Source organism: Pseudoalteromonas sp. S327 (genome assembly GCF_005886415.1).
Lineage (GTDB): Bacteria > Pseudomonadota > Gammaproteobacteria > Enterobacterales > Alteromonadaceae > Pseudoalteromonas > Pseudoalteromonas atlantica.
On sequence record NZ_PNDP01000024.1, the window covers coordinates 37,464 to 51,564 of the forward strand.

Genomic DNA, 14,101 nt, shown 5'->3' on the forward strand with positions numbered 1-14,101 from the left:
TAGCAATGCGGATTAAAGCTTAATAAAGCGAATTAGCATATTGGTAAAAAGAGGTAATAGCAGCGAGGAGCTCGGCGATTAACCGAAGTGTGTTTTATAGTAAGGTGCTTTAGTCGCTAAAATTTAAAAGGCGCTGTGAGTATTTAGGTGCCCTAAACGAGAAAAGGGCCAAAAGGCCCTTAGTGTTGCAGCAAGTAACACATTTTGTTTTAAAGCGTAAAGTCTACAGCGTAGCCTACGTAAACTTTAACATCTGACTCATCCATGTCGGTGTCAGATACGCCAAAAGTAAAACCATCTTTTGATACAGAGATACCGTAATCAATAATATTATCATCACCTATAAAGTCACCAGAGTAGTGACCTAAGTGCAGCGCAACCTCAGTACCATTGCTGCCAACAGCAAAGCTGTAATCGGCATTTAGGTATAATGAATCGCCAAAGTCGGTGCCATCGCCATCTGCCGCTGAAGTGGCAAGGATTGCAGCGCCAAAGGTGAAACCTTCTGCGCTGATGCTACCGTAAATTTCAGAGAAATCAGCATCTGCCTCAGAAGCTGCATCTGGGTAAGCGTAATAAATGTAACCTACATCGTAGCTAAATGTGTCGTTAATATCGCCACCAAAACCCGCGTAAACATCAAGCTCGTAAGTCATTTCATCGGCCCATGAAGCATTTGATGCCCAAGTACCTACATAAAAGCCTGACTCGTCAGCGTAATCAATACCGCCAGAAATAGCAGCATCGCCCCCAGTTTGCTCTTGACCACGCCATAAGTAGTTAGACGTAGCCGCTGCGTTTGCTGTTACTTCTGCATGTACGGCTGTTGATGTTAAAGATGTAGCACCTAATAAAGCTATTGCGCTAATTGCGATGGTTTTTTTTAGTTTTAGCATGTCCATTTCCCGTTATATGATTTTTATCGCCTAGGTTTTTATTCTCTTATTGGCAACCCTTTGACTGGCGGTGTTTTATTGTTTAACTGGGAATGCAATTGCACTGTATGTGCCAGCTTAAAATAATTTCTATAAAACTGGTTTTTTACTTTTATAAAACAATATGTTGAGAAGTTTTAGAAGAGGGAATGATTGAGGAGGTTAATAAAAAAACGCACACTGCTGGTGCATAAGTTAACCTAACTGCACCAGAAAAATACAGCTAGGTTAGGTAAATTTAGCCAAATATAGTGCGCATAAGACTAATTGTTTCGTTTACTCCGCGGCCTTTTTGTACTTCGCTAATAATAGAGTCGCGTTTGCTACGAATATGCTCGGGAATGTCATCGGCTGCAAGTGCACGGTCTACAAGTATTTCGGCTGACTCTTTACCTCTACGCTGTGGTTTTCCGGCACTTGTTGTGCTGCGTTTAGGTTTATTTAATAACTTAATATAATTTGAGTTGTCGGCCGTGCTGGCATCTGCATAGTAAAAAAAGCACGGTAATAACGCTTTTATACTAACTAGTTGCTCTTCTAGTTCATTGCTGCCATTAGCCATTTTAAACCACGACATAGCATGAATGCTTTGTACTATATCTTGCCAGTAGCGCTCAAAGTCGCGATTGTTTAATTTTGTAATACCTAAAGCTGCGCATAATGCATCAAGACGGCTATTACTAATCGGCGTAAACACATCGGGGCGGCGCATTGCTAATAAACGTGTAGCAGGAGCAAGGGTTGGCTTTTCATCGCTACCGTTAAAGGCAAGTAAATAAGCAACAACAAACTGTTGGTAATCAGCTTCGCTCACATCACCTTCAAGCGGGATGTTAGCAAGTGCATCGTCAAACGCGCCAGGCAAGTCGGCTAGCATTTGATGAAAACCCTTTGCACTTTTTGTTGATGCGAACCATTCAACATCAAAGTTATAGGTGCTTGGGTCGAGCGTGGCAGTGTGTTTACCACTAAATGCCAGTAAATCCTCTGGGATCATATCTTTTAGTGCTTGCTCACGAATGCTGTGCAAATACGTGGTAAGGCGAAGCTGTTCGTCCAGTGCAATAAGTTTTTTATGTTGCTCTACAAACATACTAATAACAGGCCAAGGTGCTACACGTAGTGTTTTAAGCTGTAAAAAGCTAATTGCTGAGGTTAGCTGGTCGTGCAGCTTTTTTAAAACTGGCAGTTGTTGTGGCTCTAGTAAATCGTAATTTATACGGTCTTTACTTGCACTTAGTAGCTCGTAACACCAGCCTAAAAAATCCTCTGGGTGGTTTTCTACTTTCACGGCCATTAGGTTTAGGCTTAGTTCTGAAGCTTGCTTCAAGATGTTTTGGTAAATTTGACTTTCTTGTTCGCCTAGCGCCATTTTTGACGGTGAAATTAGCAGTTTTTTCATGCCTTGTAGAGTCTCCGAGTAGATACATTTTTTAGCTGCTTTATTTTAGCGCAAATACGCCAATAGCAACAGGGCCGTGCATCATACCTAACAATTCAAGGGATGCAATGTTGTAGGGTTTAATACTTGGTTAGATTTAAACTTGATGAGCTTTACTTTTAGTCACCAATTTCGCAACGTTTACTTTTAAGCATAAATTCATTTCAAATTAAATAAATTACAATAAAGTGCTTTTTTGTCACAACGACAATGATTTTAAAGCTAACACTCGCTATGATAAGAACATTATTTGCACGTTTGAAAGGATGATCATGAAGACCTTACTCAAAATTGTTGGTGTAATACTCTTACTTTGTATTGCGTTAATTATTGCCGCTCCGTTTTTAATCCCAACCGATACTATTTTTAATAAAGTATCTGAACAGGTTGAAAAAACAACAGGGCGCACACTTACTATTAAAGGTGATAAAACGCTTAGTGTATTTCCTGCATTAAAGTTAGAGCTTAACGATGTAAACTTTGCAAACATGCAGACAGGCTCGCGCGACGACATGGCAAGTATGGAGCAATTAGCTGTGCATATACCATGGTTATCGTTATTTGGCGGCGAATTCAAACTTGATAAGTTTGTTATTAACGAGCCCAATATTTTATTAGAAACTGATAAAAACGGTAAAGCTAACTGGCAGTTGTTTGATGCTGTAGCAGAGCAGCCGCAAGAGCAAACTCAATCAGGTGAGGCTGTTAAACTACCAGAGAACTTTGATATAGAGTTAGGTGAAGTGGCTATTTACGGTGGTACGTTTACTTACCTAGATGGGCAAACAGGCGCTAAACAACAAATTAGTGACTTGGAATTGGCTATTTTACTTCCTTCACTACGTAAAACACTAGAGATCAAAGGCGGCATTACATATATGCAAGAGCGCTTTGAGCTTGATGTAAAACTTGATACGCCGGCAAAGGCAATTGAAGGGGCGACGTTTGAGGTTACTCAAAGCGTAGACTCTCGCTTGGTCGATCTTACTTTTAACGGCAGTATTGCTCGCCAAGGTAAAGATATAAAAGGCGAGTTAGCGCTAAGTGGCGACTCTGTTAAGGAGCTAGCAACTTGGCAAGGGGTAGACTTAAACGCTAAAGAAAATGCATTTAATGCGTTTAGTGTAAACGGTAAAATGCATCTTATAGATGATACGTTTAACTTAGAAGAGCTGATTGCTACCCTAGATGAATTAGAGATTAAAGGAAAAAGTGAAGTAAACTTAGGCAATAAACTAGCGGTTAATGCTGATATAGACCTAGGTATGCTTGATTTGAATCCCTACTTACCGGAGGCAGTCGCTAAGCAGCAAGCGCCGCAAAGCGAAGAACCTAAAGCCGCGCAGCCGATTGTTTGGGACGATACTAAAATTGATTTAAGCGCATTAAATGCACTTAATGCTAATGTAGTTATTCGCTCAAGCGGTTTAAAAGCTAACGATATTGAGCTAGGTGCTAATCAATTTACAGTCGATTTAAACAACAGCGTTGCTAAATTAAGCTTAGATAGCTTTAAAGCATATGAGGGCACTGGTAAAGGAGTTATCAACATAAATGCGCAGCAAACGCCGTATAAAATAAGCACAAATTTTGATTTAGCCGACATAGACGCACAACCGTTACTCACTGATGCAGCTGGCTTTGATAAGCTCATGGGTAAAGGGTCATTAAATTGGAATTTAACCACAACTGGGCAAAGTCAAAAAACCTTTATTAATGCATTAAATGGTAAGGTTGGCTTTGAATTTGCCGATGGTGCTGTTAAAGGCGCAAACGTGGCTGAAATGGTTCGCAAAGGCAAAGAGCTTATTACGGGTAACCTTGGAGCTGTGAGTGAAGGGTTAGATACAGGCTTTGAAGAATCAGAGCAAACAGATTTTTCTGCGCTCACAGGTAGCTTTAACTTTACTAATGGCGTGGGCCGTAATAACGACCTATCGCTGATGAGCCCACTTATTCGTATTACAGGTGAGGGCGATGTAGATTTGCCTAAAACCAATGTTGATTATCGCTTAGTGACCGGCATTGTTGATTCGATTGAAGGGCAAGGCACTACAGATGATAGTACAGGCTTTAAAATCCCACTGCGTATAGAAGGCCCATTTCATGACGTTGGCTTTAAGCTAGATGTAAGCAACGCGCTTAAAGATGAAGCAAAGCAAAAGCTGGATGACGCCAAAGAGAAAGCAAAAGAAAAAGCCAAGGACAAAGTTAAAGATAAACTAAAAGGTTTATTTGGCTAACTATTAAACCCCACTAATAAATAATTAAGGCGCTATTTGCGCCTTGATTGTTTTATAACCACTTGTAAAATAGCTACATAGCGGTTTTTACTCAGTTTTAATCTGTCCTTCCCTTAAATTAATTAAAAAATAACCTACCACTCACTAGCCAATGCTGGTACAATTGCCCGCCCTTAAGAGACAACTCTGTTGTTTTTTGAGTGGGATTTAATCGAAGTGCCTTGATTTTAAACAAATTTAAGGCAAGTTGTAATTACTACACCGGAGGTCATTAACATGATCCAAATGCAAACTCAGCTGGAAGTTGCTGATAACAGCGGCGCTCGCAAAGTGCAGTGTATAAAAGTCCTTGGTGGTTCACACCGTCGCTATGCGGCAGTTGGCGATATCATTAAAGTTTCTGTGAAAGAAGCTATTCCTCGCGGTAAAGTGAAGAAAGGTGATGTTAAAAACGCGGTAGTTGTGCGTACCAAAAAAGGCGTTCGTCGTCCGGACGGTTCTCTGATCCGTTTCGATAGCAATGCGGCTGTTATCTTAAATGATAACTTGCAGCCAATTGGTACTCGTATCTTCGGCCCTGTGACTCGTGAACTTCGTAATGATAAGTTCATGAAAATTGTTTCACTAGCCCCAGAAGTACTGTAAGGAGTCTATCATGGCAGCAAAAATCCGTCGTGATGACGAAGTAATCGTACTAGCAGGTAAAGACAAAGGTAAGCGCGGCAAAGTGCTTTCAGTTGTTACCGAGTCTGGTCGAGTATTTGTCGAAGGCATTAACTTAATCAAGAAACACCAAAAGCCGGTTCCACAATTGAACCAAGCTGGCGGCATTGTTGAGAAAGAAGCGTCTATCGACGTATCAAACGTTGCGATCTACAACTCGGAAACGAGTAAAGCAGATCGTGTAGGTTTCAAGATTGAAGATGGTAAGAAATTACGTATCTTTAAATCTACTGGTAAAACTATCTAATAGTTGGAGTAGAATGATGGCGAAACTGCATGAAGTATATAAAGACAAAGTAGTTGCTGAGCTTCAAGAGAAGTTTGGTTTCAGCTCTGTCATGCAAGTCCCTCAGATCGAAAAGATCACATTAAATATGGGCGTGGGCGAAGCCCTAGCTGACAAGAAGATTTTAGATAACGCTGTTGCGGATCTAGAAGCTATCGCTGGTCAGAAACCTTTAATCACTAAAGCACGCAAATCTGTTGCTGGCTTCAAAGTGCGTGAAGGCTACCCAATAGGCTGTAAAGTAACCTTACGCGGCGAGCGTATGTGGGACTTTTTTGAGCGTTTGGTATCAATCGCTATCCCACGTATCCGTGACTTCCGTGGTGTGAGTGCTAAGTCTTTTGATGGACGTGGTAACTACAGCATGGGCGTACGTGAACAAATCATCTTCCCAGAAATTGATTACGATAAAGTAGACCGTGTACGCGGTATGGATATCACAATCACAACTTCTGCGAAATCTGATGAGGAAGGCCGTGCGTTGTTAGAAGCGTTTAACTTCCCATTCAAGAAATAAGGGTAGGGTTATGGCAAAGAATTCTATGAAAGCGCGCGAAGCAAAGCGCACTAAACTAGTTGCTCAGTACGCTGAAAAGCGTGCAGCACTAAAAGCTATCATCAGCGATGTTAACGCATCTGAAGATGATCGTTGGGACGCGGTACTTAAGCTTCAAGCTTTACCACGTGATTCTAGCCCTGCACGTCAACGTAATCGTTGTAACATTACGGGCCGCCCACATGGTTTCCTTCGCAAATTCGGCATGAGCCGTATTAAAGTTCGCGAAGCAGCTATGCGCGGTGAAATTCCTGGCCTTAAAAAGGCTAGCTGGTAATAGTATCACGGGAGTAAGACTATGAGCTTGCAAGATCCTATCGCGGATTTGTTTACACGTATCCGTAACGGTCAATCAGCGAAGAAAGTATCTGTAACGATGCCAACTTCAAAGCTGAAAGTAGCAGTAGCTAAAGTATTAAAAGACGAAGGTTACATCGCAGATTTCGCTGTAAACAGCGAAGCGAAACCTGAGCTTTCTATCGAGTTGAAATACTTCGAAGGCAAAGCTGTAATTGAAAATATCCAGCGTGTTAGCCGCCCTGGTCTACGTATCTATAAGAAACGTGACGAATTACCGAAGGTAATGGGTGGTCTTGGTATCGCTATCGTATCAACTTCTAAAGGCCTAATGACAGACCGCGCAGCACGTAGTGCTGGTGTTGGTGGTGAAATCATTGGCTTTGTAGCTTAATCGGAGGGGAACTATGTCTCGCATAGCAAAGGCACCAATCAATGTTCCTGCCGGTGTAGAAGTTACATTAAAAGGCCAGGACATCACAGTTAAAGGCAAAAACGGTGAACTTACTCGTACTATCAACAACGCTGTTGAAGTACAAGTTAACGACAACGTTATTACAACTTTACCTCGTGAAGGCGTAGCTAATGCATGGGCTCAAGCAGGTACTGCTCGCGCTCTAATCAACAACATGGTTGTTGGTACGCATGAAGGTTACGAGAAGAAACTTCAGTTAGTAGGTGTTGGTTACCGTGCTGCAGCTAAGGGTAAAGTTTTAGACTTAACACTTGGTTTCTCGCACCCAGTTAATTTCGAAGTTCCTGAGGGAATTACGATTGAAACTCCAAGCCAAACAGAAGTTCTAGTTAAGGGCGTAGATAAGCAGTTAGTTGGTCAAACAGCTGCTAACATTCGTGCATACCGTAAACCTGAGCCTTATAAAGGTAAAGGTGTTCGTTATTCAGATGAGAATGTACGCCGTAAAGAGGCTAAGAAGAAGTAAGGTAAGACGATGGATAAAAAAACAGCTCGTCTACGTCGTGCTAAACGCACTCGTAGAAATTATATTGAACAAGGCACAACGCGTCTTGTTATCCACCGCACGCCACGTCACATTTACGCTCAAGTAGTTAATGCTGAGGGTACTGTACTGGCTGCTGCTTCTACTGTTGAGAAAGCTATTAGCGAAACAGTTAAAGGCACAGGCAACGTTTCAGCTGCACAAGCAGTTGGTAAAGCGGTTGCAGAACGTGCGGCTGACAAAGGCATCGAAAAGATTGCTTTTGATCGCAGTGGCTTTAAATATCACGGCCGTGTGAAGGCGCTAGCTGATGCTGCGCGTGAAGCCGGTTTGCAATTCTAGGAGTAGACAATGGCTAACGTAGAAGCAAAGCAACAACAGCCTGATTTAGCTGAAAAGCTAATCGCGGTAAACCGTGTGTCTAAAGTAGTTAAAGGTGGTCGTATCTTTAGCTTCACTGCACTAACTGTAGTTGGTGATGGCGCAGGTAAAGTAGGTTTTGGTTATGGTAAAGCTCGTGAAGTTCCAGCTGCTATTCAAAAAGCAATGGAAAAAGCACGTCGCAACATGATCAATGTAGACCTAAATGGCAACACATTACAGCATCCTGTTAAAGGACGTCATGCTGGCTCACAAGTGTTCATGAAACCAGCATCTGAAGGTACTGGTATCATCGCAGGTGGTGCTATGCGTGCAGTACTAGAAGTTACTGGTGTGCAGAACGTACTTTCTAAATGTTACGGTTCTACCAACCCGATCAACGTAGTACGTGCAACGATTCAAGCTCTAGAGAACATGAACTCTCCTGAGTCAATCGCTGCTAAACGTGGTCTGCGCGTAGACGAAATTCTGGGGTAACCATGGCAAATAAAACTGTAAAAGTAACACAAGTAAAGAGCTCTATCGGTCGTTTACCGAAGCATAAAGCTACATTACGCGGTCTTGGTTTACGTCGTATCAACCACACTGTTGAGTTAGAAGACACAGCATGTGTACGTGGTATGATCAACCGAGTTTCTTACATGGTTAAGGTAGAGGGTTAATTTCATGCATTTGAATACACTTTCACCTGCTGCAGGTTCTAAAACTGCTCCAAAACGTGTTGGTCGTGGTATCGGTTCTGGTCTTGGTAAGACTGGTGGCCGTGGTCACAAAGGTCAAAAATCACGTTCTGGCGGTAAAGTACGCGTTGGTTTTGAAGGCGGTCAAATGCCTATGCAACGTCGTCTACCTAAATTTGGTTTCACTTCACGCAAATCGTTAGTATCTGCAGAAGTAAACCTTTTTGAAATCGCTAAAGTTGAAGGCGATGTGGTAGACCTAAACGCGTTACAAGCAGCTGGTCTAGTTAAAAAGAACGTTCTGTTCGTTAAAGTTGTTAAATCTGGCGAAGTTTCACGCGCTGTTACCGTTAAAGGCCTTAAGGCTTCTAAAGGTGCTCGCGAAGCTATTGAAGCTGCCGGAGGCAAGGTAGAAGACTAAGGAAGTACTAATGGCTAAACCAGGTCAAGATACACAAAGTGCACAAAGTGGACTTTCGGAATTGAAGCGTCGATTACTATTTGTTTTAGGTGCTATCATTATTTACCGTCTAGGTTCATTTGTGCCAATCCCTGGGATTGACGCCGCTGTACTTGCCGATTTCTTCGAGCAACAAAAGGGCACCATTGTTGAGATGTTCAACATGTTTAGCGGTGGTGCGCTTGAGCGAGCTTCAGTGTTAGCACTGGGTATTATGCCGTATATCTCGGCTTCGATTATTACGCAACTATTAACGCATATGTATCCTCCGTTTATAGAGCTTAAGAAAGAAGGTGAGCAAGGGCGTAAAAAAATTAGCCAGTACACACGCTACGGCACGCTTGTGCTTGCTACTATCCAATCAATCGGTATTGCAACTAGCTTACCGGGCATGATGGAAGGGTTAGTTGTTAACCCGGGTCTCGGTTTCTATTTCACCGCAGTGGTGAGTTTAGTAACTGGTACTATGTTCCTAATGTGGTTGGGCGAACAAATAACAGAACGCGGTATCGGTAACGGTATCTCAGTTCTAATATTTGTTGGTATTGTAGCTAACCTGCCGTCTGCTATTGGTTCGACAGCCGAAATGGCGCGCCAAGGTGATTTGAATGTTTTTGTACTGTTGATGGTTGCGGTTATAGTATTCGCTGTTACTTATCTTGTAGTGTTTTTCGAACGTGGACAACGTCGTATCGTTGTTAACTACGCTAAACGCCAACAAGGTCGTCAAGTATTTGCTGCTCAAAGCACGCATTTACCACTAAAAGTAAACATGGCGGGTGTTATTCCACCAATCTTCGCTAGCAGTATAATTCTGTTCCCTGGTACAATTGCAAGCTGGTTCGGCCAGGGTGAAGGTCCGGTCGCTGATGTGCTACAAGCTATTGCAACAACGTTGACTCCAGGTCAGCCTTTGTATGCGATGGTGCTAGCAGCAGCTATCATCTTCTTCTGCTTTTTCTACACAGCGTTGGTTTTTAACCCGCGTGAGACAGCAGACAACCTGAAGAAATCTGGCGCATTTATCCCAGGTATTCGTCCAGGTGAGCAGACATCTAAATACATTGATAAAGTGATGACACGCCTGACATTGGCAGGTGCTTTGTATATAACCTTTATCTGTCTGGTGCCCGAATTCATGACTATGGCATGGCAAACGCCATTCTATTTCGGCGGTACATCAATTTTGATTATCGTTGTAGTAATCATGGACTTTATGGCACAAGTACAGACTCACCTGATGTCACATCAGTATGATTCTGTGCTGAAAAAAGCGAACCTTAAAGGCTACGGCCGATAAGGTCAGTTTACGGAGTTGAGCAATGAAAGTACGTGCTTCCGTTAAGAAAATATGCCGTAACTGTAAAGTTATTAAACGTGCTGGTGTAGTACGCGTAATTTGCAGTGAGCCTAAGCATAAGCAAAGGCAAGGCTAAGTAAACAGTCGTGCAGGCTGAGATTTCTCGGCCTGTGTTTTTAGTTGTGATTTGGTCTTCGTTTGAGTATCCTTACGGGCTTTTCAAACTTTTGATTACCAAATTCAAATATAGGAGATGTGTTAGTGGCCCGTATCGCTGGCATTAACGTCCCTGATCATAAACATGCAGTTATTGGTTTAACAGCTATTTATGGCATAGGTAAGACTCGCTCTAAGGCTATCTTAGAAGCGACTGGTATCGCCGAGACCACAAAAATCGGTGAACTTTCAGACGAAACTCTTGACGTACTGCGTGATGCAGTTGGCAAGTACACTGTAGAAGGTGACCTTCGTCGTGAAGTTACTCTAAATATCAAGCGCCTTATGGACCTTGGTTGTTTCCGTGGCCTACGTCACCGTCGCTCTTTACCACTACGTGGTCAAAGAACAAAGACTAACGCGCGTACCCGTAAGGGTCCTCGTAAGCCTATTAAGCGATAAGGGGATAGTATTATGGCTAAGACACCAATTCGTCGTAAAAAGGTTAAAAAGCAAGTTGCTGATGGTATGGCTCATGTTCATGCGTCTTTCAACAACACTATTGTAACAATTACCGACCGTCAAGGTAATGCACTATCATGGGCTACTGCCGGTGGTTCAGGTTTCCGTGGTTCACGTAAATCTACACCATTTGCTGCTCAGGTTGCTGCAGAGCGTGCAGGTACTGCTGCTCAAGAATACGGTTTAAAAAATCTAGAAGTTTTCATTAAAGGTCCAGGTCCAGGTCGTGAATCTGCTGTACGTGCTTTGAATGCTGCTGGTTACCGTATCACCAACATTACTGACGTGACGCCAATACCACACAATGGTTGTCGTCCACCGAAGAAACGTCGCGTTTAACAATAGGTTAGGAGAAATAACATGGCAAGATATTTGGGCCCTAAGCTCAAGCTGAGTCGTCGTGAAGGTACTGACCTGTTCCTTAAGAGCGGCGTAAGAGCTATCGACTCTAAGTGTAAACTTGAGACTGCACCTGGTCAGCACGGCGCTCGTAAAGGTCGCTTATCTGATTACGGTTTACAATTACGTGAAAAGCAAAAAGTACGTCGTATCTACGGTGTATTAGAAAAGCAATTCCGTAATTACTACAAAGAAGCTGCTCGCCTTAAAGGTAATACAGGTGAAAACTTGTTACAGCTTTTAGAGCAACGTTTAGACAATGTTGTATATCGCATGGGTTTTGCTAGCACACGCGCTGAAGCACGTCAGTTAGTAAGCCACAAAGCGATTTTAGTTAATGGTCGTGTTGTGAACATTCCTTCATACGTAATTGCTCCAGAAGATACTGTAGTAATCCGTGAGAAGTCTAAAACACAAGCACGTATCATCGCTGCTCTAGAGTTGGCTGAGCAACGTGAAAAGCCGACTTGGGTTGAAGTTGACGGTAAGAAATTGGAAGGTAGCTTCAAGCGCCTACCTGAGCGTTCAGATCTGTCTGCGGACATTAATGAACAACTAATCGTCGAACTTTACTCTAAGTAAAGTTAAGAGTTAAGAGAGGATAAAATGCAGGGTTCTGTTACAGAATTTCTAAAACCAAGGTTAGTCGATATCGACGCTATCAACCCAACGCGTTCTAAAGTAGTTTTAGAACCACTAGAGCGTGGCTTTGGCCATACTCTGGGTAATGCCTTACGCCGTATACTGTTATCATCTATGCCTGGATGTGCAGTAACTGAAGTTGAAATCGACGGTGTATTGCATGAGTACAGCGCGAAAGAAGGCGTACAAGAAGACATCATTGAAATACTACTAAACCTAAAAGGTCTAGCAGTAACGTTAGAAGGCAAAGATGAAGTTTTTCTGACCCTGACTAAATCTGGTGTAGGCCCTGTGACTGCGGCTGATATTCAGCACGATGGCGATGTAACAATTGCTAATCCAGATCACGTTATTTGTCATTTAACGACAGATAGCAGCGAGATCAGCATGCGTATTCGTGTTGAGCGTGGTCGTGGTTATGTGCCGGCATCTAGTCGTTTATCCTCTGATGACGATGAGCGTCCAATTGGTCGATTGCTGCTTGATGCATCATTCAGCCCAGTTGAACGTATTGCGTACTCGGTTGAATCAGCCCGTGTTGAGCAACGTACAGACTTAGACAAGTTAATCATTGATATGGAAACAAACGGCACCTTAGATCCTGAAGAAGCGATCCGCCGTGCGTCTACTATCTTAGCTGAGCAATTAGATGCATTCGTAGATTTACGTGATGTAACTGAGCCAGAAGAGAAAGAAGAGAAGCCAGAATTCGATCCTATTCTACTTCGTCCAGTTGATGATCTTGAACTAACAGTACGTTCAGCAAACTGTTTGAAAGCCGAGCAAATTCAATATATCGGTGATTTAGTTCAGCGCACTGAAGTTGAGCTTCTTAAAACGCCTAACCTAGGCAAGAAGTCTCTAACTGAAATAAAAGACGTGCTAGCTTCACGTGGTCTTTCTCTAGGCATGCGCCTAGAAAATTGGCCGCCTGCAAGCCTAGCTGAATAATCTAAATCACTATATTAGTTTAGTTAGAAGGATAGGGTCATGCGCCATCGTAAGAGTGGTCGTCAATTAAACCGTAACAGTAGCCATCGTAAAGCGATGTTCAGCAATATGGCAGGTTCTTTGGTGAAACATGAAATCATCAAAACTACTTTGCCTAAAGCGAAAGAGTTACGCCGTGTAATTGAACCTTTAATCACACTGGCTAAGACTGACAGTGTAGCAAATCGCCGTTTAGCGTTTGCTCGCACGCGTGATAATGAAGTAGTTGGTAAATTGTTCAGCGAAATCGGTCCTCGTAATACAGACCGTCCAGGTGGTTACACTCGTATTCTTAAGTGTGGCTTCCGTGCTGGTGATAATGCACCAATGGCTTATATTGAACTAGTAGGTCGCCCAGCGACTAACGAAGAAGTTCAAGAAGACGCGCAGTCTGCAGAGTAAGTCTTTAAAGAGACACCAAAAAGCCGAGCTTAATGCTCGGCTTTTTAATGCCTAAAATTTGATATCCCTCCAAATAGTTACTTGATAATTACCTATTACCTATTACCTATTACCTATTACCTTCATTCTGTTAAACCGACTTAGTTAAACCAATGTAGTTATAAAGCCTGCATTCTCAAAAAGCTTAATTAAGCGGTAACCCTATAAGTCGAGTGTATAAGGTTTGTAAAACATAGCCCAGACTGTAGATGTACAGTGTAATTTGGATAGTGGTAAAGCAAATTAGCCAATCAAACAGAGATATTTAATTTTAACTCGCTAATTTAGTGGGCTTAAGGCTACTTTTAGTAGGGTTTTTGAGCGTTTAGCTCAAATACTCAGCGAATAGTCATTTATTTCAAGTTTTCTTCAAAAAAGGGTTGATCTGTTTTCGGATCTCCCTATAATGCGACCCCACTGAGACGGCAGAGCAGGCAACGCTTAGCGAGGCAAGCAAACCACTCAGTGAGTCGAGTAAAACTTAGTTTTGAAACTTTCAAGTTTAACAAAATTAAGTGTTGACAAAAAAATAGGAAAGCGTAAGATGCGCAGCCCTAGCGAGATAAAGTTTAACGCTTTAATCGCAACGTTCTTTAACAATATAAAGCAATCATCTGTGTGGGCACTCGTACAGATTGAGTTCTAACAGCCAAGCTACGTAGGTAGTGAGGCAACCAAAGTTAGAGTATC

Annotated in this window: 20 protein-coding genes; 18 read left to right on the plus strand and 2 right to left on the minus strand. The window is 42.5% G+C overall.

Annotated features, from left to right (window positions below):
• Positions 1-209: 209 nt before the first annotated feature.
• The gene (locus CWB60_RS08275; protein ID WP_004589216.1) at positions 210-896 is read right to left on the minus strand and encodes a TorF family putative porin; all 687 of its coding nucleotides are present in this window, start codon (positions 894-896) and stop codon (positions 210-212) included.
• Positions 897-1,173: 277 nt separating this feature from the next.
• Entirely contained in the window at positions 1,174-2,337 is a 1,164-nt protein-coding gene (locus tag CWB60_RS08280) for a hypothetical protein (protein ID WP_024033871.1), read from the minus strand.
• A 311-nt stretch (positions 2,338-2,648) separates the two neighbouring features.
• Here CWB60_RS08280 and CWB60_RS08285 point away from each other — a divergent pair, with 311 nt between their 5' ends.
• From CWB60_RS08285 to rplQ, 18 genes are all read left to right on the plus strand, one after another.
• A complete protein-coding gene (locus CWB60_RS08285) occupies positions 2,649-4,619 on the plus strand; it encodes an AsmA family protein (protein WP_138578619.1) in 1,971 nt (656 codons plus the stop codon).
• Between the two features lie 276 nt (positions 4,620-4,895).
• The gene (gene rplN, locus CWB60_RS08290) at positions 4,896-5,264 is read left to right on the plus strand and encodes a 50S ribosomal protein L14 (RefSeq protein WP_004589211.1); all 369 of its coding nucleotides are present in this window, start codon (positions 4,896-4,898) and stop codon (positions 5,262-5,264) included.
• Positions 5,265-5,274: 10 nt separating this feature from the next.
• Positions 5,275-5,589, plus strand: a complete 315-nt coding sequence (gene rplX / locus CWB60_RS08295) for a 50S ribosomal protein L24 (RefSeq protein WP_004589210.1) — start codon at positions 5,275-5,277, stop codon at positions 5,587-5,589.
• A 16-nt stretch (positions 5,590-5,605) separates the two neighbouring features.
• On the plus strand, positions 5,606-6,145 hold the full coding sequence (gene rplE / locus CWB60_RS08300) for a 50S ribosomal protein L5 (RefSeq protein ID WP_004589209.1): 540 nt from the start codon (positions 5,606-5,608) through the stop codon (positions 6,143-6,145).
• A 10-nt stretch (positions 6,146-6,155) separates the two neighbouring features.
• A complete protein-coding gene (rpsN, locus tag CWB60_RS08305) occupies positions 6,156-6,461 on the plus strand; it encodes a 30S ribosomal protein S14 (RefSeq protein WP_004589208.1) in 306 nt (101 codons plus the stop codon).
• A 21-nt stretch (positions 6,462-6,482) separates the two neighbouring features.
• Positions 6,483-6,875, plus strand: a complete 393-nt coding sequence (rpsH, locus tag CWB60_RS08310) for a 30S ribosomal protein S8 (protein ID WP_004589207.1) — start codon at positions 6,483-6,485, stop codon at positions 6,873-6,875.
• 13 nt (positions 6,876-6,888) lie between these two features.
• Entirely contained in the window at positions 6,889-7,422 is a 534-nt protein-coding gene (gene rplF / locus CWB60_RS08315) for a 50S ribosomal protein L6 (RefSeq protein WP_004589206.1), read from the plus strand.
• Between the two features lie 9 nt (positions 7,423-7,431).
• The gene (gene rplR / locus CWB60_RS08320; protein ID WP_004589205.1) at positions 7,432-7,782 is read left to right on the plus strand and encodes a 50S ribosomal protein L18; all 351 of its coding nucleotides are present in this window, start codon (positions 7,432-7,434) and stop codon (positions 7,780-7,782) included.
• 9 nt (positions 7,783-7,791) lie between these two features.
• Positions 7,792-8,298: a 30S ribosomal protein S5 gene (gene rpsE / locus CWB60_RS08325; RefSeq protein WP_004589204.1), complete on the plus strand. Its 507-nt coding sequence runs from the start codon at positions 7,792-7,794 to the stop codon at positions 8,296-8,298.
• 2 nt (positions 8,299-8,300) lie between these two features.
• Positions 8,301-8,483 carry a 50S ribosomal protein L30 gene (gene rpmD / locus CWB60_RS08330; RefSeq protein WP_004589203.1) on the plus strand — a complete coding sequence of 61 codons (183 nt, stop codon included), beginning with the start codon at positions 8,301-8,303 and terminating at the stop codon, positions 8,481-8,483.
• A gap of 4 nt (positions 8,484-8,487) precedes the next feature.
• Positions 8,488-8,922 carry a 50S ribosomal protein L15 gene (rplO, locus tag CWB60_RS08335; RefSeq protein ID WP_004589202.1) on the plus strand — a complete coding sequence of 145 codons (435 nt, stop codon included), beginning with the start codon at positions 8,488-8,490 and terminating at the stop codon, positions 8,920-8,922.
• A gap of 10 nt (positions 8,923-8,932) precedes the next feature.
• A complete protein-coding gene (secY, locus tag CWB60_RS08340; protein WP_004589201.1) occupies positions 8,933-10,261 on the plus strand; it encodes a preprotein translocase subunit SecY in 1,329 nt (442 codons plus the stop codon).
• Between the two features lie 22 nt (positions 10,262-10,283).
• Positions 10,284-10,397 (plus strand): 50S ribosomal protein L36, encoded by a 114-nt coding sequence (rpmJ, locus tag CWB60_RS08345; RefSeq protein WP_002959476.1) that lies wholly within the window; start codon positions 10,284-10,286, stop codon positions 10,395-10,397.
• A 125-nt stretch (positions 10,398-10,522) separates the two neighbouring features.
• Positions 10,523-10,879 (plus strand): 30S ribosomal protein S13, encoded by a 357-nt coding sequence (gene rpsM, locus CWB60_RS08350; protein ID WP_004589200.1) that lies wholly within the window; start codon positions 10,523-10,525, stop codon positions 10,877-10,879.
• Between the two features lie 12 nt (positions 10,880-10,891).
• A complete protein-coding gene (gene rpsK, locus CWB60_RS08355) occupies positions 10,892-11,278 on the plus strand; it encodes a 30S ribosomal protein S11 (RefSeq protein WP_002959471.1) in 387 nt (128 codons plus the stop codon).
• Positions 11,279-11,299: 21 nt separating this feature from the next.
• The gene (gene rpsD, locus CWB60_RS08360) at positions 11,300-11,920 is read left to right on the plus strand and encodes a 30S ribosomal protein S4 (protein ID WP_004589199.1); all 621 of its coding nucleotides are present in this window, start codon (positions 11,300-11,302) and stop codon (positions 11,918-11,920) included.
• 24 nt (positions 11,921-11,944) lie between these two features.
• On the plus strand, positions 11,945-12,931 hold the full coding sequence (locus tag CWB60_RS08365) for a DNA-directed RNA polymerase subunit alpha (protein ID WP_004589198.1): 987 nt from the start codon (positions 11,945-11,947) through the stop codon (positions 12,929-12,931).
• A gap of 39 nt (positions 12,932-12,970) precedes the next feature.
• Positions 12,971-13,372, plus strand: coding sequence for a 50S ribosomal protein L17 (gene rplQ / locus CWB60_RS08370; protein WP_004589197.1), 402 nt, complete (start codon positions 12,971-12,973; stop codon positions 13,370-13,372).
• Positions 13,373-14,101: the final 729 nt, after the last annotated feature.

Coding starts and splice junctions, on each gene's coding strand:
- CWB60_RS08275 (WP_004589216.1), bottom strand. CDS start 896: ATGCTAAAACTAAAAAAAACCATCGCAATTAGCGCAATAGCTTTATTA.
- CWB60_RS08280 (WP_024033871.1), bottom strand. CDS start 2,337: ATGAAAAAACTGCTAATTTCACCGTCAAAAATGGCGCTAGGCGAACAA.
- CWB60_RS08285 (WP_138578619.1), top strand. CDS start 2,649: ATGAAGACCTTACTCAAAATTGTTGGTGTAATACTCTTACTTTGTATT.
- rplN (WP_004589211.1), top strand. CDS start 4,896: ATGATCCAAATGCAAACTCAGCTGGAAGTTGCTGATAACAGCGGCGCT.
- rplX (WP_004589210.1), top strand. CDS start 5,275: ATGGCAGCAAAAATCCGTCGTGATGACGAAGTAATCGTACTAGCAGGT.
- rplE (WP_004589209.1), top strand. CDS start 5,606: ATGGCGAAACTGCATGAAGTATATAAAGACAAAGTAGTTGCTGAGCTT.
- rpsN (WP_004589208.1), top strand. CDS start 6,156: ATGGCAAAGAATTCTATGAAAGCGCGCGAAGCAAAGCGCACTAAACTA.
- rpsH (WP_004589207.1), top strand. CDS start 6,483: ATGAGCTTGCAAGATCCTATCGCGGATTTGTTTACACGTATCCGTAAC.
- rplF (WP_004589206.1), top strand. CDS start 6,889: ATGTCTCGCATAGCAAAGGCACCAATCAATGTTCCTGCCGGTGTAGAA.
- rplR (WP_004589205.1), top strand. CDS start 7,432: ATGGATAAAAAAACAGCTCGTCTACGTCGTGCTAAACGCACTCGTAGA.
- rpsE (WP_004589204.1), top strand. CDS start 7,792: ATGGCTAACGTAGAAGCAAAGCAACAACAGCCTGATTTAGCTGAAAAG.
- rpmD (WP_004589203.1), top strand. CDS start 8,301: ATGGCAAATAAAACTGTAAAAGTAACACAAGTAAAGAGCTCTATCGGT.
- rplO (WP_004589202.1), top strand. CDS start 8,488: ATGCATTTGAATACACTTTCACCTGCTGCAGGTTCTAAAACTGCTCCA.
- secY (WP_004589201.1), top strand. CDS start 8,933: ATGGCTAAACCAGGTCAAGATACACAAAGTGCACAAAGTGGACTTTCG.
- rpmJ (WP_002959476.1), top strand. CDS start 10,284: ATGAAAGTACGTGCTTCCGTTAAGAAAATATGCCGTAACTGTAAAGTT.
- rpsK (WP_002959471.1), top strand. CDS start 10,892: ATGGCTAAGACACCAATTCGTCGTAAAAAGGTTAAAAAGCAAGTTGCT.
- rpsD (WP_004589199.1), top strand. CDS start 11,300: ATGGCAAGATATTTGGGCCCTAAGCTCAAGCTGAGTCGTCGTGAAGGT.
- CWB60_RS08365 (WP_004589198.1), top strand. CDS start 11,945: ATGCAGGGTTCTGTTACAGAATTTCTAAAACCAAGGTTAGTCGATATC.
- rplQ (WP_004589197.1), top strand. CDS start 12,971: ATGCGCCATCGTAAGAGTGGTCGTCAATTAAACCGTAACAGTAGCCAT.